Source organism: Leisingera sp. SA32, from assembly GCF_056033425.1.
Map to the genome: position 1 here is coordinate 17,255 of NZ_JBVYHB010000014.1, position 21,524 is coordinate 38,778.

The window sequence follows — 21,524 nt, forward strand, 5'->3', positions numbered from 1 at the left end:
GAGGTTACCCCATGTCAGACAGCCCCGGCGCCGCCAATTGGGCCAAGCTCCTGTTCCTCGGCGTGATCTGGGGCGCTTCTTTCATGGCGGTGTCACTGGCGCTTCGGGGCTTGCCGCCGATGACCATTGCCGCGCTGCGGATCCTGATCGGGGCGCTCAGCCTATTTGGGGTCCTCTTCGCCCTGGGCCTGCGCCTGCCATCGCTGAGACATGGCCAAGGCCGCATAATCTGGGCCTGTGCGCTTGGCATGGGGATCTTTTCCAACGCCCTGCCCTTTACGCTGCTCAGCTGGGGGCAGACCCATGTGGCCGCCGGTTTTGCCGGGGTTTGCATGGCGGTGGTGCCGCTGTTCGTGCTGCCGCTGGCGCATCTGCTGGTGCCGGGAGAACACATGACGCTGCGCCGCACCGTCAGCTTTTTCATCGGTTTCGCCGGGGTGGTGGTGCTGATCGGGCTGGATGCCTTCCGGTCGGCTGGCAGCGATTATGAATCCCTGGCCCGGCTCGCCTGCCTGGGCGCCTCGTTGTGTTATGCCATTGGGGCGATCCTCACCCGGCTTTGCCCACAGGTGAACATGCTGTCGCTGTCCGCCGCAGCGCTGCTGTGCGGCGCTGCGCTGATGGTTCCCGTCGCGCTCTGGATTGAGGGCGTGCCCGCCTTGCCCCCGGCGTTGCCTTTGGCAGCGGTGGTGTACCTTGGCCTGTTGCCGACGGCGCTCGCACAAGTGCTGCTGGTGCAAATCGCCCGCAGTGCAGGCCCGGCCTTTCTGTCGACTGTGAATTATCAGGTGCCGATCTGGTCGGTGATTTTCGGCGCCGTGCTGCTGAATGAGACCTTGCCGCCGCAGCTGTTTGCCGCCATGGCGCTGATCCTCGGCGGGCTGCTGCTCAGCCGTGGGCGTCGCGGCCGCGTGGTTTGAACGCGCGCAGGACCACTTCGGGCGGTCGATACCAAGGCGCCCACCCTTGACCCGGCCCTTTCCAAGGGGTCTTGTCGCGCGGTGAACGGACGGAGACACTGATGCCCCCCACCGCGCCGCGCTACTGGCTGATGATCGCCACCCTCGGCCTGGTCTGGGGAGCGACCTTCCTGCTGATAAAACTGGCCCTGGAGGGCACAACGCCGTTCTGGCTGGCCGCTGGACGTACCGGATTTGCCGCCTTGTTGCTGGGGGCAATCTGGGGTTGGCGGGGCTTCACGCTGTTTCGAGAAGAGGCAAACTGGCCCTCTTTGGGCTTGATCGGCGTCATCAGCACCGCCGTTCCATTCATGCTGATCTCTTGGGGCCAACAGCATGTGTCCTCCGGCTTTACCGGCGTCAGCATGGCGGCGATCCCGCTGATGGTGCTGCCGCTTGCACACATCTTTGTGCCGGGGGAGCAGATGACCCTGCGCCGCCTCGTCGGGTTCGTCATCGGGTTTGGCGGTGTGGCGTTGCTCATCGGGGGGCAGGCCTTTGCCAGCAGCGGCGCGGCGCTGGAGCCCTACGGCAGGGCGGCCTGCCTGTCGGCGGCGGCCTGCTATTCAGTCAGCTCCATCCTGACCCGCCGGCTGCCGCCGGTGGACCCGCTGGGGTTAGCGGCCATGCTGTTGGTGATCGGATTTGTCATCATCTGCCCAGTGGCCTGGCTGGTCGAAGGCCCACCGGTGATGCCGGACAATCGCACGTTGCTGATCGCCGCTATCCTCGGCCTGATCCCCACGGCCGCTGCCAACCTGCTGCGGGTCATCGTGGTGCGCGAGGCCGGGCCGACCTTCATGACCCTCACCAATTATCAGGTGCCTGTCTGGGCGGTGGTTCTGGGCGCTGTGTTCTTGGACGAGGCGCTGCCGCCCACGCTGCTGCTCGCCTTGGCCATGATCCTCGGCGGGCTTGGTCTCAGCCAGCTGGGCCGGCTGAGACAGCTGTTCCGGGCTCAGTAACGCCCCAGTTTGACGCGCAGCTTTTCCAGCACCTTGCCATCGGCGCCGACCGCTTTGATCACCGCTTCATAGGAGTTGCCGCGACCGCCCGAACAGGGCGGAAGATAGCCCTTTCCGCTGCCCAGCGTGCCGCGCGTGTCTTTCACCACCATCGCTCCACCCGGCCCCTTCGCCGCCCCTTCTGGAATCGGTGCCAGCTTCGCATCGCTGCCCTCGACCGGCCAGCCAATCACCCCGTGCCCACCATTGCGGCTGAGCGGCTGGTAACTGCGGTCGTTGAACTCTGCCACCACCATGCTGGTGCCGGCGGGCAACCCGCTGACCTGCATGGGCGGCGTCGCCGCCTTGCCCCCCTGCACAGAACACTGTTGGCCCGCAGGGATCTTTTTGCCGTCCCAAGGTGACAACAGCTGCACAGACATCCCTGCCTGGGCGGCGGCGGCCGTGCTCAATGTCAGGACCAGGGCGGAAAATACACGCTTCATAATGGAAAACTCCTCAGACAATACAGCCTGAGCCTGTGCTGCGCAGCCTGGCGATGCAAGGGTTTTCCGGCGCGCGGGGCGCCTTGGTGACGTCAGGAGTCGCTACCAGCACCCACAACCGCCTCAACCGCGGCGACCACACTGTCGACGGCCAAGGTCATCAGCTCGGCGTTTTCGCATTCGGCCATCACCCGCACCAGCGGTTCCGTACCCGATTTGCGGATCAACAGACGCCCCTGTCCGTCCAGCATCCGTTCGGCCGCCACGATGGCCTCTTGCACGTGGGCATCCTGCAAGGGCGCTTGACCGGTCTGGAACCGCACGTTGCGCAGCCGCTGCGGCACCGTCTGGAACTGATGCGCCAGCACCGAAGCCTTCTGCCCCGTCTGAACCATTTCGGACAGAAAATGCAGCCCCGCCATCAGCCCATCGCCGGTGGTGGCGTAATCGCTCATCACGATGTGACCGGACTGTTCGCCGCCCAGGTTGAAGCCGCCCTCGCGCATGCGTTCCACCACGTAACGGTCGCCCACCGCCGTGCGTTCCAGCTCCAGCCCCTTGTCGTTCAGAAACCGCTCCAGACCGAGGTTCGACATCACCGTCGCCACCAGCGTATTACCTGCCAGCAGGCCCTGTTCAGCCCAGCGGCTGGCCAGAAGCGCCATCAACTGGTCGCCATCTGCCACAGTTCCGGTTTCGTCGATCACGATCACCCGGTCGGCGTCGCCATCGAGGCAAATGCCGACATGGGCGCCATGTGCCATGACCGCATCCGCGGCCGCCTGCGGCTGGGTTGAGCCGCAGCCTAGGTTGATGTTCAGCCCGTCCGGCGACGCGCCAATCGGGATCACGTCGGCACCCAGTTCCCACAGGATCTCCGGCGCGGTGCGGTGGGCGGCGCCGTTGGCGCAGTCGATCACCACCTTCAGGCCGCTCAGGCTCAGATTGCGGGGCAAGGAGCTTTTGACGCGCTCGCCATAGCGGAACCGGGCGTCATCGATCCGTTTGGCGCGGCCGATGTTGGCGGCCTGGGCCGACTCCACGCCCGCCTCCACCAGCGCTTCGATCTCCAGTTCGGCACTGTCCGACAGCTTGTAGCCGTCGGGGCCAAAAAACTTGATGCCGTTGTCTTCGGACGGGTTGTGGCTGGCCGAGATCATCACACCGAGGTCCGCACGCATTGAACGGGTCATCAAGCCGACCGCGGGCGTCGGCACGGGCCCCAGCAGCAGCACATTCATGCCGGTCGAGGTCAGCCCCGCCGTCAACGCGTTTTCAAACATGTAGCCTGACAGCCGGGTGTCCTTGCCGATCACAACCCGATGCACGCCCCCCGCTTCACGCCGGAAATAGCGCCCGACGGCAGCACCGATCCGCAGCGCCATTTCCGCCGTCATCGGGTGGGTGTTGGCGGTGCCACGCACGCCATCGGTGCCAAAAAGTTTTCGCATTATCAGTATCCTGCCAATCTTGGCCTTAACGGACGGCCTGCCACAAGCGCAGCGCCTGCGCCGTTTCGGCGACGTCATGCACCCGCAGAAACTGCACGCCTTGCGCCAAGGCTGCAAGCCCCAGCGCGATGGATCCGGGTCCGCGGGCCGCCGCCTGCGGCTCCTTGCCGATCTTGCCGATGAACCCCTTGCGAGAAACCCCCAGCAGGATCGGACAGCCCAGAGCGTGAAACAGGCTGAGATTGCGCAGCAATGTCAGGTTGTGCTCCAGCGTCTTGCCAAAACCGATACCGGGGTCGATCACGATCTGCTCGCGGACCACGCCGATTGCCTCCAGCCGGTCGATCTGCGCGCTGAGATAGTCGTAGACGTCCAGCAGCACATCCCCGTACTGGGGATCCTCCTGCATGGTCGCGGGGTCGCCCTGCGCATGCATGATGCAGACCGGCACGCTGGCCTGGGCCGCCAGGGGGGCCAGCGCCGGGTCAAAGGTGAAGCCGGAGACATCGTTGAACAGATCAGCCCCCGCCTCCAGCGCCTCCAGTCCGACGGTGGCCTTGCGGGTGTCGATCGAGATCGGCACCTGGCTTGTCGCGCGGATCGCGGCGATTACCGGCGCGGTGCGCGCCACCTCCTCGGCCTCCGGCACCTCGGCCGCGCCGGGGCGGGTGGATTCGCCGCCAATGTCGATGATCGACGCGCCATCGGCGACCATCTGTAATGCCGCATCGCGGGCAGCGGCCACATTGGCATGCTGCCCACCATCCGAGAAACTGTCGGGGGTGACGTTTAATATGCCCATGATCTGCGGCTGGGTCACGTCCAGCCCGGCGATGGTGGCCCGGCGTGCCGTCAACCTGCGGCGCAGCGGCTCCGGCACCAATCCAACCGGGGCAATCCGCGGCGGCGCGTCACGGCTGAGGATCTCAACCTGCGTGAACCACAAAGCACTGCCCGCCAGCGGAACCGCCCCCTCGGGGCGGGCCTCGCCATGCTGAACCAACGGCCGGTAATATGTCACAGTTGTGCTTGCTCCACGCTGACGCCCCGCAGCGGGACACCGGGATTATCAGGCAATTCCCCGCCAAGCACAATCATTTCACCCGCCTCGAACGTCGCGGCAAACCAGGCCGCCAGCGCCACCGTGTCCGAGGGCGGCGCGGCCGGGCCTTCGACCGCATCCAGCACGATCTTGGACGGCGCCCAGACACAGATCTGTCCGTTTTTCATCGCCCAGTCCAGTTCGGTCCGGGTTGAGACCACGACGCAGCGATCGTCCTTGGCGGCCAGCCGCCAGGCGTTCTGTTCGATCGCCAGCAGGTCGATGCGGCGCTGGGTCCATTTGTGCCCGGTCACGGGGATCGCCAGCGGATGCGCCCCAACGCACAGGATCAACGGCCGCTGGCGGCATTCCATCTGGTCGATCCAACCCGGCAGATTGGCGCTGTCGATGGCCGCGTTGGACAGGTACATCAGCCGCGGATGCGGGCGCTCTTCTTCATCCACCTGGTGGCTGATCTGATCCTGCGACCGCACCACCTCGACCCCCAGGGCACCGGGGCCACGGTCCAGCTTCTCGATCCGCACAAAGGCACGCACTGCCTGCGGCTCCAGCAGGATGCGCTCAGCCACCCGTTCCGCCAAGGTTTCCAGCAAGTTCAACCGCTCCGCGGCCAGCTCATGCGCAATCGCCTCTGTCACCTTGTCGTAGGACAGGATCCGGTCCACGTCATCGTCCAGATCCTTGGGCAGCGGTGCCACCTCTACAACCACGTTGAAGCAGATGCGCTGGGTGGTGCCCCGCTCCGCCTGAAAGGCACCGATCTCCACCTCCACAATGTGGTCCCGCAAGGAGATGCGGTCCAGCGGCCCCGGCGCCGCGGTGGCCATGGAACGTTCGGAGGGATGCGCAAAGGCAAGGCGAATTTCAGAGGGCATGGGAAACGGGCCTTTGGCTGGCTGTGACGGGTGATGGGACCCAATCTTAGTCATTCCGCGGCCTCATAACAGGCCCGCATGCGCCACGCCAGTGGTCGAATGCGGCACAGTCTGTGCCGCATTCACGCGTCAGTTGCTCAGCGCGGTCCGGTACCGTTCGTCACGGTAGAACAGGTGCACCCCGATGCGCGCGGTCTTGGTAAAGGTCCGGCTCCAGCGCGGGCGCACCGCGGTGGTGTGGTAATAGGTCGCGCCACCGGTCAGTTCGGTCTTGAAACCATCCAGCGCCGCTCGCGCCACCTTGGCCACCCGCTGATAAGCCTTCTTTTCGCGGATGACTTCCTCGTAGCCGTCGCAGGTGTAGGTGAACTGGCACTGATATTTGCGGCCTGTTCCCTGGTTGATCACCCCGCACAGCGTGTTCGGGAACTGGGAGCTTTTGACCCGGTTCAGGATCACTTCGGCCACCGCGAATTGGCCCTTGACGGTTTCACCGCGCGCCTCGAAATACAATGCCTCAGCCAGACAGGCGAATTGCTCGCCCCCCTTGGCCGCTGGGCGGGCGTCCAGCCAGGCTTTCGAGTATTCCAGTTTCGGCGCGGCGCGGCGTTTCTTCAACGGCGCATTGCGGATCCCGAAGAACCCGCTGAATTTTCGCGTCGGCACCGCATTCAGATTGGTCTGTTCGCGCGCGATCAGCGTTGTCAGACCGGTTTCGGCAAAAACACTTTTACCCATCGCGATGGTGGCAGCCATCACGGCAATCATAGTCAACAGTTTCATTCAGGGTTCCCCCGTCCTATCAGCTTGCGCTCGGCCTCCCCAACGCACGCGGTCGCATTCCTTATAGGAATTGACGCGCAAGGTCCAGCTTTGGCCGCCGGACTGCAGATGAAGGGGGGAAACACACAGCGCCATAATTTCGTTGGCCGCTGCGTGATGCCCTTTAAATTATTAATATTTTGCGTATGTTGGGGCGATCCTACCGGTTTTGTCGGCAATCGCCAGCTGGGCTGCGGCCAATCGCGCCACCGGCACCCGGAACGGCGAACAGGAGACGTAATCGAAGCCCGCGTCGCGGCAGAACGCAATCGATTCGGGGTTGCCGCCATGCTCGCCACAGATCGACAGCGTGATGTCTCCATTCTCCGCCCGGCCGCGCTGAACGCCTAGTTTCAGCAGCTCTCCCACCCCGTCGGTGTCCAGCACGTGGAACGGATCCTCCGGAAAGACGCCCTGATTGACATATTCCGACATGAACCGCCCGGCATCGTCGCGCGACAGGCCATAGGTCATCTGGGTCAGGTCGTTGGTGCCAAAGCTGAGAAACGCCGTATGCGGTGAAATTTCGCCCGCCCGCAGCGCCGCACGCGGCGTTTCCACCATCACGCCCAGCCGGTAGGTGAAGTCTTCGCCGCGCTCGGATTTTACAGCCGCCGCCACCGCATCGATGCGGGCCTTGACCAGCTCCACCTCGCGTTTGGCCGAAACCAGCGGGATCATGATCTCCGGCACCACCGGCGCGCCGCACTTAGAAGCCTCCAGCGTGGCCTCGAAAATAGCCCGTGCCTGCATGTCATAGATTTCCGGGACGGTGACCCCCAGCCGCACCCCGCGCAGGCCCAGCATGGGGTTGTATTCGTGCATCTCCTCGACCCGGCGGGTCACGTCGCTGACCGGAATGCCCAGTGCCTCGGACAGCTCGCGCTGGCCACCCTTGGTTGCGGGCAGGAATTCGTGCAGCGGCGGGTCGAACAGGCGAATGCAGACCGGCATCCCCTCCATGATGCGGAACAGCTGTCGGAAATCGTCGCGCTGCATCGGCAGCAGACGCTCCAGCACCGCAGCGCGGCCCGAGGGTGTCTCGGCAAAGATCATCTCCCGCATCACCGTCAGGCGACCGGGTTCGAAAAACATATGCTCGGTGCGACAGAGCCCGATGCCCTGGGCATTGAAGCGGCGAGCGGTTTCCGCATCTTCCGGCGTGTCGGCGTTGGCCCTCACACCGACGTCGCGGGCCTCGTCGGCCCAGGCAAGCAGCGTGCCCAGCGCGCCATCCTCCGCCGCTTCCAGCATTTCCGGCTGGCCGGCCAGAACCTGGCCACTGCTGCCGTCGATGGTGATGAGGTCACCCGCCTTGAACAATCGCCCATCCTCGGCGCCCAGCATGCGGCGGCGGCTGTGGAATTTCAGGTTGGAGGCGCCGACGATGCAGGGCAGGCCCAGGCCGCGGCCGATCACCGCCGCATGGCTGGTCATGCCGCCCTTTTCCGTCAGCACGCCCACGGCCGCGTGCATGCCGCGCACGTCCTCGGGTGAGGTTTCCCGGCGCACCAGGATGCACGGCTCGCCGCGCGCCGCGCTGGCCTGGGCGTCCGCCGCGGTGAACACCAGCCGCCCGGTGGCCGCGCCAGGGCTGGCGGCGATTCCGCGGCCGATCACGTCACGCTCGGCCTGGGGGGCGACCTGCCGGTGCAGCAACTCGTTCAGCACATGGGCGTCAACCCGCATCAGCGCCTCTTCCTGCGCGATGATGCCGTCCTCGGCCAGCGCCACCGCGATCCGAACCGCCGCCCGCGCCGAGCGCGCCACCCGCACCCCGTCCAGGATATGCACATGGCCGTTCTCAATGACGAACTCCAGCTGCATTTCCTCGCGCAGCCGCCGCCGCATCAACGCCGCATGGGACTGCAGCTGGGCAAAGGCCTCCGGTGCCACCTCCTCCAGCGAGGGGCCGCGCGGATCCTGGGCGAGATAGAGCGCCTGAACGCCCGCCCCCAACGCATCGCGCCCCTGGCTCTGGCTCAGGTACCGCCCCGTCAGCTGCCGCTTGCCGGTCACCGGGTCGATCAATTGCAACACGCCTGAGCCGCATTCGCCCTGGCCGACACCTGGAATCATTTCCTGCACCACAAGGCCAAGTCCCGCATCCGCGGGTGCGCCCTTGGCCTGCCGCAAGAGCCTGGCCGAGGTGCCCTCCCAAGCCCGCGCCATCGAGCGTAGCACCGCCGCAAGCTGCTCGCCCGGATCCTGCGGAAAGGGTTCGTCAGTCTCCGCCTCATAGGCGTGCAGGATCTCGCTCAGCGCATCGGGGCCGCCATCTTCGACATCGTCGAAGACATCCGGATCCAGCCGAGCCACATGGACCGCGTAGGACTGTACGAACCGCAGATAGAGTGCCGCAGCGGCATTGCGCCCCAACGTGTCGCAGAGGTCGACGAAGCGTGCGTCGTTCATGCCGATGTTCAGGATCGCCCCCGGACCGCCCCAGTCTGGATCTTCGGACGACGGCCGGACGCACAGCAGCGTATCGGGCGCGAATTCGCCCAGCACCGCTGCCAGATCCGGCATTTGACCTTCGGCAATGGCATGGACCGCGTCGAACGAGAGCGCGACAGTGCGCGGCACCGGCAACTCCAGCCGAACCAGCCGCTGCAAACATTTCGCCCGTCCGCCATGGCTGGCGGTGGTGATCGGAGCGGTCGCGGTGATCAGCGAGGCCTGAGGGATCTGTTCGAAATCTTTCTGCACTGCGGCGCGTCTCCTTTGCCTGTCACCATAAGGCGCAGCGGCTATCGCGCAAGAGTGCAGTTGCAGCAACCGGCTTCACCCCAAAAAAAACCGGCCTTTCCCTAACGGAAAGACCGGCGCCTCCGGCGGGAGTATTTGTGACCAGAAAGAAACCGGTCGGCCTTTCAGCCCTCGACCCGAGTGAGGTCCGCCACTTGGCCGCAGACCTTGCGGATCTGGCTGAGGAGGTTCAGCCGGTTGCGGCGCAGGATTGCGTTGTCCGCATTGACCTGCACCGCCTCAAAGAACGCATCGATCGGGGCACGCAGGGCGGCCATGCCCCGCATGGCCGCCGCGAAATCCTCGGCCTCGATGGCCGGGGAGATCGCTGCCCCCCCGGCCTCGAGCGCGTCGAACAGCGCCTTTTCCGTGTCGTCCTCGGCAAACTTGCGATCGGCCCCGAAGGAATATTCGACACCGTCTTTTTCCTCTTCTTTCGAGAGGATGTTGTTGGCGCGTTTAAAGCCCTGCAGCAGGTTGGTGCCGTCGTCGGTCTTCAGGAAATCCTCCAGCGCGCGGGCACGTTTGACCAGCAGCGTCAGATCGTCGTTGCCGTCCATCGCAATGCAGGCGTCGATGACGTCGTGGCGGATGCCCTGGTCGCGCAGGAACACCTTGAGGCGATCGTGGAAGAAGGTGAGAAGGTTTTCGGCATCGGCCCCCTCATACGCCTTGGCGATCACCTCTCGCAGGTTCACGCGCACGTCGTTTTCCAGCACCAGTCGGATCACCCCCAGCGCGGCACGGCGCAGCGCGAAGGGGTCTTTCGAGCCGGTCGGCTTTTCGTCAATCGCCCAGAAACCGGTCAGCGTGTCCAGCTTGTCGGCCAGCGCCACCGCCACCGTCACCGGTTGTTGCGGCACGTCATCCCCCGGTCCCAGCGGCGAATAATGCGCCTCGCAGGCGGTGGCGACCTCTTGCGGCAGGCCCGCGGCCTCGGCGTAATAACGGCCCATCAGGCCCTGTAGCTCGGGGAATTCATAGACCATCTCCGAGCTGAGGTCGGCCTTGGCCACCCGCGCCGCCTGCTCTGCCAAATCCGCATCGGCCCCAACAACCGGCGCGATTTCGCGCGCCAGCGCGGCGATGCGGTCGATGCGTGCGGCCTGGGTACCCAGCTTGTTGTGGAAGGTCACGTTGGACAGGTTTTCCACCCACGCGCGCATGCCGACCTCGGACTTGGCTGTACGCAGGTCATTCTCCCAGAAAAACTTGGCATCGGCCAGACGGGCCGACAGAACCTTCTGGTTGCCTGCCAGAATGGTCGCGCCGTTGTCAGCAGTTTCGCGGTTCGCCACGGTGATGAATTTCTCGATCCGCCCGGTCTTGGGGTTCCGGACCGAGAAAAACTTCTGGTGCTCGCGCATACTGGTTTGCAGCACCTCGGCAGGCAGCTCCAGGAATTCGGCGTCGATGGCGCCCATCAGCACCACAGGCCATTCGACCAGACCGGCAACTTCACCCAGCAGGCCCCTGTCCTCGACCACCTCAAGGCCACTGGCGAAGGCCTGATTGGTGGCTTCCTGCCAGATCGCATCCGCACGCTCACTTGGATCCAGTACCACATGGGCCCGCTTCAGCTTGGTCGTGTAGTCGTCAAAACCGGTCACAGTGATCTCATCCGGGGCCATAAAACGGTGCCCGCGGGTGGTGTTGCCGGCTGTGATCCCGTCAATATCCAGATCCACCACGGTTGCACCGGCGCCATCCGACAGGATGCAGAGGATCGAATGCAAAGGGCGCACCCAACGCAAGGAGCCCGTGCCCCAGCGCATGGACTTCGGCCAAGGGAAGGTGCGGATAGTGACTTCCAGCACATCGGCGATGATCTCCGCCGCAGGGCGGCCCGGCTTTTCGATCTGCGCGAAATAGACCGCGCCCTTCGGCGTGTCGCGTTCTTCCAGCTGCTCGCGGCTCAGTCCTGCGCCGCGCAAAAAGCCCTCGATCGCCTTGTCCGGCGCGCCGACCTTTGGGCCCTTGCGCTCTTCGCGGATGGTGGGGCTTTCGGCCAGCAGGCCATCCACCGCCAGCGTCAGGCGGCGCGGTGTCGACAGGGCGGCGGCGCCCGCATAGGTCAGCCCCGCCTCGACTAAGCCATCGGTCACGCGCTTTTTCAGATCCTCGGCCGCGCGCGCCTGCATACGGGCCGGAATTTCCTCGGAAAAAAGTTCAATCAGAAGATCGGGCATTGGATGTCCTTGAGCGTGGCCGCGCGGGCGGGCGCAGCGAGAGAATTACAACAGGCGGGCATGGGCCAAAGCGGCATCAGTTGCCCTCACCCGTCTCGGGACGGGGCGGGCATTCCTCGCCCACCACGGTGCCGTCATAGGCCTTGTGACCGCAATTGTTCAGCTCGTGCCATACATAACCGAAACCGTCATCAGTCACGGCAACGATGCGGTCCACCCCATAAGAGATGTTCTTGACCGACAGGAATGAGCGGGCCGACCCTTCTGCCAGCTGGGCGCCGATGGCGGCGGCATCAAAACAATCGAACCAGGGTGGTGCGTTACGCGGTTCGAGCTTGTCCGACAGGGTAAACACCTGCGCCAGCTCATCCGGCGACATCTTCGTGCGGAAGCAGGCGCGGTAGCGGATGGGGGAGCTGCCCGCGTCGATCGCCTCGAAATCCGAATAGGCAATCGGCTGCGCCGTGCCGCCGTCCAGCGGTACCAGCATCACGTCGCGCCCCGGCTGCGCCTTGACCGTGTCGTAAAAGCCGTAGACCTGAAAATAATACATCGCCCCCCCGGCCGCGAGGGCCGAGACGATCAGGATGAGCGCCAGAAATTTTCCCATTCTCCGCCCCTGCCTAAGCCGCGCCTTCGGCGCAGTGGCCGCCGGCCTCGGTCAGCACGAAGGCATCGGCGCATTGCTTGGCCAGCGCCCGGACGCGGCCAATATAGGCCTGGCGTTCGGTCACCGAGATCACGCCACGCGCGTCCAGCAAATTGAAGATATGCGACGCCTTGATGCACTGATCATAGGCCGGATGCGCCATGATGATGCGCTTGCCGGTCTTTGGGTCTTTATGCTCCTGCGCCAGAATAGCGGCGCATTCTGCCTCGGCTTCCTCGAAATGGCGCAGCAGCACCTCCGTGTTGGCCACATCGAAATTCCAGCGGGCGTATTCTTCCTCGGTCTGCTTGAACACATCGCCATAGCTCAGCGGGATCAGGGCATCCGGGTCGTTGAAGGGCATGTCCATAACGTGGTCAACGCCCAGGATGTACATTGCCAGTCGTTCCAGACCATATGTCAGCTCGCCGGATACCGGGTGGCAGTCATGGCCGCCAACCTGCTGGAAATAGGTGAACTGGCTGACTTCCATGCCGTCGCACCAGACTTCCCAGCCCAACCCCCAGGCACCCAGCGTCGGGCTTTCCCAGTCATCTTCGACAAAGCGGATATCGTGAAGCGTCATGTCGACGCCGATCGCCTCGAGGCTACCCAGGTACAGCTCTTGCAGGTTGGGCGGGCTGGGTTTGATCAGCACCTGATACTGGTAGTAGTGTTGCAGCCGGTTGGGGTTTTCCCCATAGCGCCCGTCGGTCGGGCGACGCGAGGGTTGTACATAGGCCGCGGCCCAGGGCTTGCTGCCCAGCGAGCGCAGCGTGGTCGCCGGGTGGAACGTGCCCGCGCCCACCTCCAGATCATAGGGCTGCATCATCGCGCACCCCTTGGTGGCCCAGTACGTCTGAAGCCTCAGGATAATCTCTTGGAAGGAGCGCGGCGCGCCATTGGTCTGGGTCATCTTTCAATCCTTCGGGGGCAGCTGGGGCAGCAATTGCGGGGATCTTCCTATGCAAGGCTCCGGGCAGGGTCAACGCCCTCTGACCGCCCGCGCGGCGACGGGCGGGCCGCAGGGTGCAGCACATCGGCAACAAAAGTGCGGGAATGCGGCAACGGGCCGGGAATTCCCCCTGTGAAGAGGAGTTCCCTTCGCCCGCCCAAAATGCTTAATCTCCGCGTCAATCACCAACCTGAATTCCGGGATACGAGGCCCTGACAATGAAAAAACTGATTGCCGCTCTGGTTCTGCCGCTGTTTGCGCTGGCCATGGCGTTCACCGCGGCCTTCACCGCGCCGGTTGCGGCGCAAAGTGGGGCCGATGCGGTCTGGATCCAGATCGCCGCCCGCTCGTCCCTGCGCGAGGCCGAGGACGAAGCCCGCGGCTATGCCGCCCGCCTGCCCGACGTGTCGGGGTATGCGCTGGGTGGCGGCTGGTATGGCGTGGTGCTTGGCCCCTACGCGCGCGCGGATGCGGAGCGGGTGCTTCAGGTCTACCGCAGCGAAGGCCAGATCCCGCGCGACAGTTTCATCGCCTTCAGCCGCAACCTGCGTAGCCAGTTCTATCCGGTGGCGGCGGATGCCGGGCAGACCACGCAACCTGCCCCGGTTCCCGCCGCACCCGAACAGGTGCAGCCCGACGCAAGCCAGCCGGGCGTGCAGACCACCTTGCCCGACGAAAGCCCCGCCGAGGCGCGGCGCAGCGAACGCGCGCTCAGCCGTGATGAGCGCATGGACCTGCAACTCGCGCTCAAGGCTGCGGGTTTTTACAGCTCCGGTATCGACGGCGCCTTTGGTCGAGGCACACGCGCCTCCATGCGCGACTGGCAGACCGCGCGCGGATATGAGCCCACCGGCGTGCTGACCACAGGCCAGCGCCAGGCTTTGATGGACGAATACAACGCGCCGCTGATCTCAGTCGGCATGACCCGGATCGAGGACAAACAGGCGGGTATCGCTCTCGACATTCCCGCCAAGGAAGTCGCCTTTGATCGTTATGAATCGCCCTTTGCCCATTACACCAGCAAGGGAGATCTGGGCGCTCAGCTGTTGCTGATCAGCCAGCCCGGCGACCAGCGCACCCTGTTCGGCCTTTACGACATTCTGCAAACGCTGGAGATCGTGCCGATGGAAGGCCCGCGGCAGCGCGGCAGCAACAGCTTCACAATCGAGGGGCGCAATCAACGGATCGTCTCCTTCTCGCAGGCCAGTCTGAAAAATGGGGAAGTCAAAGGCTTTACCTTGATCTGGCCCGCGGGAGACGAGGACCGCCGTGCCCGCGTATTGGCCGCGATGCAGGCCAGCTTCACCCGGCTGGACGGGGTGTTGGACCCGGCCGCTGGGGGCGACGCGGTACAGGACATAGATCTGGTGTCCGGGCTGGAAATACGCCGACCGAAACGGTCGCGGTCGGGATTCTACGTCGATGCCGATGGCAGCGTACTCACCACATCCGATGCGGTGGCTGGCTGTAACCGGGTCACCCTGGACCACGGCTATCAGGTGCAGATCGCGGCCAACAACAGCGACGATGGCATCGCCATCCTGCGCCCGGCCGAGCCGCTGGTGCCCGCGGCGGTGGCCGAGCTGAGCGCCGCCGCGCCGCGGCTGCAATCCGAGGTTGCCGTGTCCGGCTTTTCCTACGAAGGCGTGCTGGGCGCGCCCAGCCTGACTTGGGGCAAGATTGCAGGTCTCGAAAGCCTTGAGGGGGACAGCGATGTGACCCGCCTGGCGCTGACCGCGCAACCTGGCGACGTCGGCGGCCCGGTTCTCGACCGTACCGGCGCGGTTCTGGGGATGCTGCTGTCACCGCAGGTCGACGGCAAACAACTGCCCGAGGACGTCAGCTTTGCCATCGATGCGGGCGCCATCCGAAGCGCATTGGATGCAGTCGGCCTCTCGCCCGCTGCGCGCTCGGATGCGGCCGGAAGCCTGCCCAGCGCCGCAATGACCCGGCTGGCCTCGCGCATGACCGTTCTGGTCAACTGCTGGGACTGACGGCGACCACCGCCCCGGCTCAGGCAGGGTGGCACACCAAAACATGCAAAAGACCGGCGTGACTGTCGCGCCGGTCTTTTTGTGACCACTGCGTATAGAACAGCCAACGTCGGTATTTCCGCCCGGCTTCGGGCCTGTTCAGGCCCTGTGCCCGTTGGGCATGCCACCGCACATACGTGCGGTGGCGCGTCGTGCCGCAGGCACGGCGCCCGGCCCAAGTCCGCCAGCGGGTCAGGCGCAGCCTGGCACGCGTGGACGCGGGAGCGCGCCGCAGACCCGTGCGGAGGCGTCCGTCGGGCCAGTGTGGCCGGGTCAGCGGTTCAATACGGCAGGATGCGACCGTCCCAGGCGTGGAAACAGCCGGTGGTCTCCAGGCTCAACAGGTCGAACTCATCGACCAGCCCGCTAACCGATTCCGTGATCGAGATCTCGCCGTCCTGACCGCCCATGTCGGTGCGCACCCAGCCGGGATGGTAGATGCCCACCGCGATCCCCTCGGGTTGCAAGTCGGTGGCCAGATTGCGGCCAATATTCAAGGCCGCCGCCTTGGAGGCACGATAGGCGTAGCTGCCGCCCGGCGCCCGCGCATGGCTGGCCATCTGCGACGCCAGGATGGCGATCTTGGGCGCCCCGGACAGTCGCAGGTTCGGCAGCATTCCCTGCACCGTCAGGAACACGCCGGTCACATTCGCCGCCAGCGTCTTGCCCCAGACCTCGGCCGAGTAATCCTCCAGCGCCATAGCCTTGTCGATATAGACACCGGCGTTGCAAACCAGCAGATCTACCGGACGACCCTTGATCTGGGCGGCAAACCGCGCCTGCTGACCAGGGTCCGAAACATCCAGTTTTACGCCGGAGGAATGATCCCGAGAGGTGCCGGTCACCTCGTGGCCGTCCTGCCGCAACCGCTCGACCAGCGCCTTGCCGATGCCGCGGCTGGTTCCCGTTACAACTGCATGCATTCTGCCCTGTCCTTTATTTTCGACCGCCCATCGCGGCCTTCAGTTTGTTTTGCGTCCCGGCCGGAAAGGCAGCGGCAACACCGGCACGCCCTCCTCGATCAGTTCCTTTGCATCTTCCAGCCGGGCCTCGCCATGGATGGCCCGTTCCGGAGCCTCCCCAAGGTGCATCGCCCGCGCTTCCTTGACGAAATTGTCGCCGACGTAATCGGAATTGGCCTCGACCTTGCGGCGCAGTTCGGCCAGCGCCTTTTCCACGTCACCTGTGGGACGGCTCAGCATACCCGCGTCCTTGCGCGCCGTAACAGACCCACGGGACACGGCAGCAGCCGTCTGCTCTGGCGCCTGCGGCTCTCGCGCAGGCGCGGTGGCCGGTGTCTCCGGCTCTCCCACAGCGGACACGGCCTTGCGGCCAGGACGCACCCGCGGCGCCATGATGGCCTTCTCGACGCGGGAGCCGCCGCAGACGGCACAGCTGACCATGCCAGCAGCTGCCAACTTATCGAACGCCGCCGCAGACTGGAACCAGCTATCGAAGCTATGCCCTTCTGCACATTTGAGGCTGTATTGAATCATTTCCGTTTCCTTCGCAGGTGGCCGCGATTAAATCCGCAATTTCGCCGAGTGCAAGGGGCCACCGACGCGATCAGCCGGGTGCGGTCACCTTCAGGCGGTCCTGCAGCTTCGCCACCAGGTCCTGTGCCGGGACGTCCGCCTCAAGGGCAAGCCGACGCAGGCCGAAATGCACATGGGCCATTTCCCGGTAATATCCGGCGAATACGTAATTCACCGCCGCCCCGGCCACGGCACCGGCAATTGGCACAGCCTGTGCTGCCAGCTTTTGCCCCAGAACGGCCCCCAACCTGGGCGCCACCTGGGCAATCAGCCGGTGCACACCGCCCGGCAACCCCAGCCGCAACGAAACAAAACCGAGATCTGCCCCGTCGTCCGACGTAAGCGGCCCAGCGGCGGCAAACACCTGTATGCAGTCGAAAGTGACGCTTTCGGCCTCCGCCTCAAAGCCTTCGGCGGCCGCCGCGCCCTGGATCGTGCGCAGAAGGAAAGCCGTGGTTGCCGGCAGCTCCACCAGCGCGCCCGGCAGGCCCGCAGCGCCGCCCGCCGCGCCCATTGCGGCGCTGACAACCCGATCGATGCCGGGCTTCTGGTCCGGCACCAGCCGCCGCGACGTGCTGGCGCCCTTCATCGCCAGCCGCAGGGCGCTGGCCGTTGAGGCCGTCAGACCCGCGCGCACCGGCGCGGGCAAGCGCTCCAGCAGGGACTCGCCGCTGCTGCCAAGCCGGTTCAGCAGGTCCACGCCGAAGCCACCTGCAACCCGGTAGCGCCGCGCCAAAGCATCCAGCTCCGCTTCCAGTTCCTGCGGGCTGAGCCGCCGCGCCCCTGTCAGAATATCCGTCACCAGTTGCCTCCTCTGCCATCTTAAAGATCGGCGGCCGGACCGGTAATTTCAACCCTGCCAGCGGCTCACCAGCCCCCGAACCCCGTCCCAGGCCTGCGCCTGCAGGGCCAGACCCAGAACCCGTTCCGGGTTGGTCGGCGGCGGCATCTCGACGCCGTCGAGCCTGACAAAACCGAACCGCTTGTAATAGGGGGCATCGCCCACCAGCATCACCCGCGCCCAGCCGCTGTCCTGCGCCTTGGCCAAACTGTCGCGGATCAGCGACCCACCCAAGCCTTCGCCCTGGCGCGTGGGATGGACCGCCACCGGCCCCAGCAGCAGCGCTGCCGCATCCCCAATCAGAACCGGCCAGTACCGGATCGCCGCTGCCAGGATGCCGTCGCTGTCACGCGCCACCTGGCTGAGACCCGAAACCGGCGGCACGCCATCGCGCAATCGATAAGACGACAGCGCTTCGCGCCCCGGGGCAAAGCACAGGTCATACAGCGCCTCGACCTCCCACCGGTCGTCCGCCTGCTCCGCTCTCAGCTCGATCACGCTGCCCTGCCTCCGCCAATAGTCCCCTGCGGGCTGGCGTTCGGCGTAGCACGGGCGTAAGTCTTGGGCAAACACCTAAGCGTTAACGCCCAGAGCAGGAAATCACGATGTTTTACCGCCCCGAAGACGGCCACGGCCTGCCGCACAACCCGTTCAACGCCATTGTCACCCCCCGTCCCATCGGCTGGATTTCCAGCCGCGACGCGGACGGTGTGAACAACCTGGCCCCCTATTCCTTCTTCAACGCGGTCGCCTACACGCCGCCGCAGGTGATGTTTGCCTCCACCAGCGCCAAGCACGATCAGGACGGCACCAAGGACAGCGTCGCCAACATCCGCGAGACCGGGGTGTTCTGTGTCAACGTCGTGTCCTATGCGCTGCGCGACGCCATGAACGCCAGTTCGGCCGCCCTGGCCAAGGAGACCGACGAGTTCGCCCATGCCGGGCTGGAGACCGCAGAATGCGAGACCATCAACTGCGCCCGTGTGGCCGCCGCCCCCGCCGCGCTGGAATGCCGCCTGACGCAGATCGTCACCCTTCCGGGCGAGGCCAACAAGGTGGTATTCGGAGAGGTGACCGGCGTGCATATGCGCGACGATTGCCTGCGCGACGGAGCCTTTGACGTCACCACCTTCCAGCCACTGGCGCGGCTCGGCTACCGCGACTATTCTGTTGTACGTGAGCTGTTTTCGCTGACCCGCCCCGACCAGTAAGGACTTCGATGCCCCTGCCCGATCCCAGAAAACGCAATCCGATCACCTTGCCCGACGGCAGCTCCCATGCGGGAACCGTGATGCTGTCGCAGGTGCTGGATCACCCCAACATCAAGGTCGGCGACTATAGCTATGCCTCCGATTTCACGCCGCCGCAGGATTGGGCGCAACATCTTGCGCCATATCTGTTCCCCGGCTCGCGCGAGCAGCTGGTCATCGGCAAATTCTGTCAGCTCGCCCATGGGGTGCGTTTCATCACCGCCTCGGCCAACCACGCGCAGGACGGGCTCAGCTGCTATCCGTTTCCTGTGTTCGACCAAGCCAAGATGGCCGGCTTTCAGCCCGACACCCGCGACACGATGATAGGCAATGACGTCTGGATCGGCTATGGCGCGCTGATCCTGCCCGGCGCACGCATCGGCGACGGTGCCATCATCGGCGCAGGCGCGGTGGTCCGCGGCACCGTCCCGCCCTATGCCATCATCACCGGCAACCCAGGCACCGTGCACAGCTACCGTTTTGCAAAACCCCAGATCGCCCGACTGCTGAGCCTTGGATGGTGGGACTGGCCCGCCGAGCTGATCTCCCGCGCCGAACCGGCGTTGCTATCCGGCGATCTTGACATGCTGGAGACGCTGGCGCCTGACTGAGCCGCGCTGCCATCCCCGGACCGGCGTCCAAGCAGACAGATCAACAGAAAAACCCGCGGCTTTTGCAAGCCGCGGGTTTCGTATTCCGGCGATCCGGTAGACGGGCGGTCAGTGGCTGCCCAGGACTCCGGTCCGCACCGAGTAATCCACGGCCAGCTCGTAGTCCGGGTCATCGTCGCTGTCGACCATCAGATGGCCCGCCTTGGTCAGCAGCTGGTGGCAATCGCGGCTCAGGTGCCGCAGCACCAGCGCCTTGCCCTCGGCCTCGTATTTGGCGGCCAGCGCCTCAATCGCCTGCAGTGCCGACTGGTCCACCACCCGGCTGCGGGCAAAATCCACGATCACCCGCTCCGGGTCACCCGCCACGTCGAACAGCTCAATAAAGCCGTCGGTCGAGCCGAAAAACAGCGGTCCTTCGATTTCATAGACCTTGGCGCCCTTGTCGGTTGCAGACTCGCGCGTGATGGCGTGAATGCGGCGCGCGTTGTTCCAGGCATAGGCGAGCGCCGAGACGACCACACCCACGACCACCGCAATCGCAAGGTCGGTCATGACCGTCACCACGGTCACCAAGACGATCACGAAGGCATCCATGCGCGGCACTTTGGTCATCACCTTGAAGCTGTTCCAAGCGAAGGTGCCGATCACCACCATGAACATCACGCCGACCAAGGCGGCCAGCGGGATCTGTTCGATCAGCGGCGAGGCGACGACGATGAAGGCCAGCAGGAACAGTGCCGCTGCAATGCCCGCAATCCGCGTGCGGCCGCCGGATTTGACGTTGATCATCGACTGGCCAATCATGGCACAGCCCCCCATGCCGCCGAAGAAGCCGGTCACCACGTTTGATGCGCCCTGTGCAATGCACTCCTGGCTGGCACCACCGCGCTTGCCGGTGATCTCTCCCACCAGGTTCAGTGTCAGCAGGCTCTCGATCAGGCCGATGGCGGCCAGGATCACCGCGTAGGGCAGGATGATCCACAGGGTTTCCAGCGTAAACGGCGCCAGCGCGGTGCCATAAAGCCCCTCCCCCGTGCCGAACGGGTTGTGGAAGGTCGGGAAGCCACCCTCGATCGACGCCATGTCGCCCACCCGCGGCACATCCAGACCCATGACGATCACCAGAACGGCCACGATGCCAATGCCTGCCAAAGGCGCCGGGATGATACTGGTCACCTTGGGCATGCCCCAGATGATCACCATGGTCAGGGCCACCAGCCCCAGCATCAGCAGCATCGAGCCACCCTGCAGCCATTCCGTACCGCCGGTGGCCGGATCCTTGAACTGGGTCAGCTGCGCCAGGAAGATTACAATCGCCAGACCATTCACAAACCCCAGCATCACCGGATGCGGCACCAGACGAATGAACTTGCCCCAATGCAAGGCGCCCGCGATGATTTGCAGGATGCCCATCAACACCACGGTGGCAAACAGATATTCCACCCCGTGCTGGGCCACCAGCGCCACCATGACCACCGCCAGCGCGCCTGTCGCGCCGGAGATCATCCCGGGCCGTCCGCCAAACACCGCGGTAATCAGCCCCACCATAAACGCCGCGTATAGCCCCACCAGTGGGTGCACCCCGGCCACAAAGGCAAAGGCGACCGCTTCCGGCACCAATGCCAGCGCCACGGTCAATCCGGACAGAAGCTCAGTGCGGACACGGGCCACGGTAAAGCCCTCATCCTGCATGATCGATAGGTTGGGTGGGGAAATCTGCTTGGCCAGCAAAGCCACGGCTGCGCGTTTCATTCAGGATACCTGCGGTTGGAGGAGGTGTGTTCGCTGCCTGCCCGTTAGCGGAAAATCGCCAACTGGGCAAGGGTGCCGCCGCCGCGCCTGCGCCGATGGACGCGGAAACGCAAGCTGAGGCACGCCGACACGGGCGCCATTCCAGTCCCCCTTCTCAGCATCCTTCACCTGCTCCCAGCCCCGCCAATGCGCCGCCTCTGCCAGCCGCCCCCCCCGTCGCGACGCCCAGACTTTTTAACTTTCCCCAAATACTCCCGCCAGAGGCGCAGCCCTGGTGTCCCTCGGTGACTTGCGGAGGGTGCGGCATGCTTGCGTCACCGCCTGTTGATCACCTTGCCCTT

General features: G+C 65.0%; 19 protein-coding genes. 5 read left to right on the forward strand and 14 right to left on the reverse strand.

The window, feature by feature from the left end; translation table 11 throughout:
* Positions 1 to 11: 11 nt before the first annotated feature.
* Entirely contained in the window at positions 12 to 920 is a 909-nt protein-coding gene (locus tag AC0IPL_RS17275; protein WP_474276119.1) for a DMT family transporter, read from the forward strand.
* A gap of 101 nt (positions 921 to 1,021) precedes the next feature.
* Positions 1,022 to 1,924 carry a DMT family transporter gene (locus AC0IPL_RS17280; protein ID WP_474276121.1) on the forward strand — a complete coding sequence of 301 codons (903 nt, stop codon included), beginning with the start codon at positions 1,022 to 1,024 and terminating at the stop codon, positions 1,922 to 1,924.
* On the opposite strand, the gene AC0IPL_RS17285 is transcribed toward AC0IPL_RS17280, so the two are convergent.
* The 9 genes from AC0IPL_RS17285 to AC0IPL_RS17325 all read right to left on the reverse strand — a co-directional run bounded on the left by AC0IPL_RS17285 (position 1,918) and on the right by AC0IPL_RS17325 (position 13,122).
* Entirely contained in the window at positions 1,918 to 2,409 is a 492-nt protein-coding gene (locus AC0IPL_RS17285) for a hypothetical protein (protein ID WP_474276124.1), read from the reverse strand. The genes AC0IPL_RS17280 and AC0IPL_RS17285 overlap by 7 nt on opposite strands.
* Positions 2,410 to 2,501: 92 nt before the next feature.
* Entirely contained in the window at positions 2,502 to 3,860 is a 1,359-nt protein-coding gene (gene glmM / locus AC0IPL_RS17290; RefSeq protein WP_474276126.1) for a phosphoglucosamine mutase, read from the reverse strand.
* A 25-nt stretch (positions 3,861 to 3,885) separates the two neighbouring features.
* Positions 3,886 to 4,881, reverse strand: a complete 996-nt coding sequence (gene folP / locus AC0IPL_RS17295; RefSeq protein WP_474276129.1) for a dihydropteroate synthase — start codon at positions 4,879 to 4,881, stop codon at positions 3,886 to 3,888.
* Positions 4,878 to 5,798, reverse strand: a complete 921-nt coding sequence (locus tag AC0IPL_RS17300) for a dihydroneopterin aldolase (protein ID WP_474276132.1) — start codon at positions 5,796 to 5,798, stop codon at positions 4,878 to 4,880. The genes folP and AC0IPL_RS17300 overlap by 4 nt, the downstream gene beginning before the upstream one ends.
* A gap of 129 nt (positions 5,799 to 5,927) precedes the next feature.
* On the reverse strand, positions 5,928 to 6,581 hold the full coding sequence (locus AC0IPL_RS17305; RefSeq protein ID WP_474276134.1) for a cell wall hydrolase: 654 nt from the start codon (positions 6,579 to 6,581) through the stop codon (positions 5,928 to 5,930).
* 171 nt (positions 6,582 to 6,752) lie between these two features.
* Complete coding sequence (locus AC0IPL_RS17310) at positions 6,753 to 9,329, reverse strand: putative PEP-binding protein (protein WP_474276137.1); 2,577 nt, start codon at positions 9,327 to 9,329, stop codon at positions 6,753 to 6,755.
* A 164-nt stretch (positions 9,330 to 9,493) separates the two neighbouring features.
* Positions 9,494 to 11,557: a glycine--tRNA ligase subunit beta gene (gene glyS, locus AC0IPL_RS17315; protein ID WP_474276139.1), complete on the reverse strand. Its 2,064-nt coding sequence runs from the start codon at positions 11,555 to 11,557 to the stop codon at positions 9,494 to 9,496.
* A 76-nt stretch (positions 11,558 to 11,633) separates the two neighbouring features.
* On the reverse strand, positions 11,634 to 12,167 hold the full coding sequence (locus tag AC0IPL_RS17320) for a DUF6446 family protein (protein ID WP_474276141.1): 534 nt from the start codon (positions 12,165 to 12,167) through the stop codon (positions 11,634 to 11,636).
* 13 nt (positions 12,168 to 12,180) lie between these two features.
* Positions 12,181 to 13,122, reverse strand: coding sequence for a glycine--tRNA ligase subunit alpha (locus AC0IPL_RS17325; RefSeq protein ID WP_474276143.1), 942 nt, complete (start codon positions 13,120 to 13,122; stop codon positions 12,181 to 12,183).
* Between the two features lie 257 nt (positions 13,123 to 13,379).
* Here AC0IPL_RS17325 and AC0IPL_RS17330 point away from each other — a divergent pair, with 257 nt between their 5' ends.
* Positions 13,380 to 15,155, forward strand: a complete 1,776-nt coding sequence (locus AC0IPL_RS17330; RefSeq protein ID WP_474276145.1) for a trypsin-like peptidase domain-containing protein — start codon at positions 13,380 to 13,382, stop codon at positions 15,153 to 15,155.
* A 320-nt stretch (positions 15,156 to 15,475) separates the two neighbouring features.
* Here the strand turns inward: AC0IPL_RS17330 and AC0IPL_RS17335 are convergent, their stop codons facing one another.
* The 4 genes from AC0IPL_RS17335 to AC0IPL_RS17350 form a co-directional block, all read right to left on the reverse strand.
* Entirely contained in the window at positions 15,476 to 16,117 is a 642-nt protein-coding gene (locus AC0IPL_RS17335) for an SDR family NAD(P)-dependent oxidoreductase (RefSeq protein ID WP_474276147.1), read from the reverse strand.
* A gap of 39 nt (positions 16,118 to 16,156) precedes the next feature.
* Positions 16,157 to 16,690, reverse strand: coding sequence for a DUF1178 family protein (locus AC0IPL_RS17340; RefSeq protein WP_474276149.1), 534 nt, complete (start codon positions 16,688 to 16,690; stop codon positions 16,157 to 16,159).
* Between the two features lie 70 nt (positions 16,691 to 16,760).
* Positions 16,761 to 17,531 (reverse strand): EcsC family protein, encoded by a 771-nt coding sequence (locus AC0IPL_RS17345; protein WP_474276152.1) that lies wholly within the window; start codon positions 17,529 to 17,531, stop codon positions 16,761 to 16,763.
* 48 nt (positions 17,532 to 17,579) lie between these two features.
* On the reverse strand, positions 17,580 to 18,068 hold the full coding sequence (locus AC0IPL_RS17350; RefSeq protein ID WP_474276154.1) for a GNAT family N-acetyltransferase: 489 nt from the start codon (positions 18,066 to 18,068) through the stop codon (positions 17,580 to 17,582).
* Positions 18,069 to 18,175: 107 nt separating this feature from the next.
* On the opposite strand from AC0IPL_RS17350, the gene AC0IPL_RS17355 reads away from it, so the two are divergent.
* Together AC0IPL_RS17355 and AC0IPL_RS17360 are read left to right on the forward strand one after the other, a co-directional pair.
* On the forward strand, positions 18,176 to 18,781 hold the full coding sequence (locus tag AC0IPL_RS17355) for a flavin reductase family protein (RefSeq protein ID WP_474276157.1): 606 nt from the start codon (positions 18,176 to 18,178) through the stop codon (positions 18,779 to 18,781).
* Between the two features lie 8 nt (positions 18,782 to 18,789).
* Complete coding sequence (locus AC0IPL_RS17360; protein WP_474276159.1) at positions 18,790 to 19,431, forward strand: CatB-related O-acetyltransferase; 642 nt, start codon at positions 18,790 to 18,792, stop codon at positions 19,429 to 19,431.
* A 108-nt stretch (positions 19,432 to 19,539) separates the two neighbouring features.
* On the opposite strand, the gene AC0IPL_RS17365 is transcribed toward AC0IPL_RS17360, so the two are convergent.
* Positions 19,540 to 21,183, reverse strand: coding sequence for a SulP family inorganic anion transporter (locus AC0IPL_RS17365; RefSeq protein ID WP_474276161.1), 1,644 nt, complete (start codon positions 21,181 to 21,183; stop codon positions 19,540 to 19,542).
* Between the last annotated feature and the right edge of the window lie 341 nt (positions 21,184 to 21,524).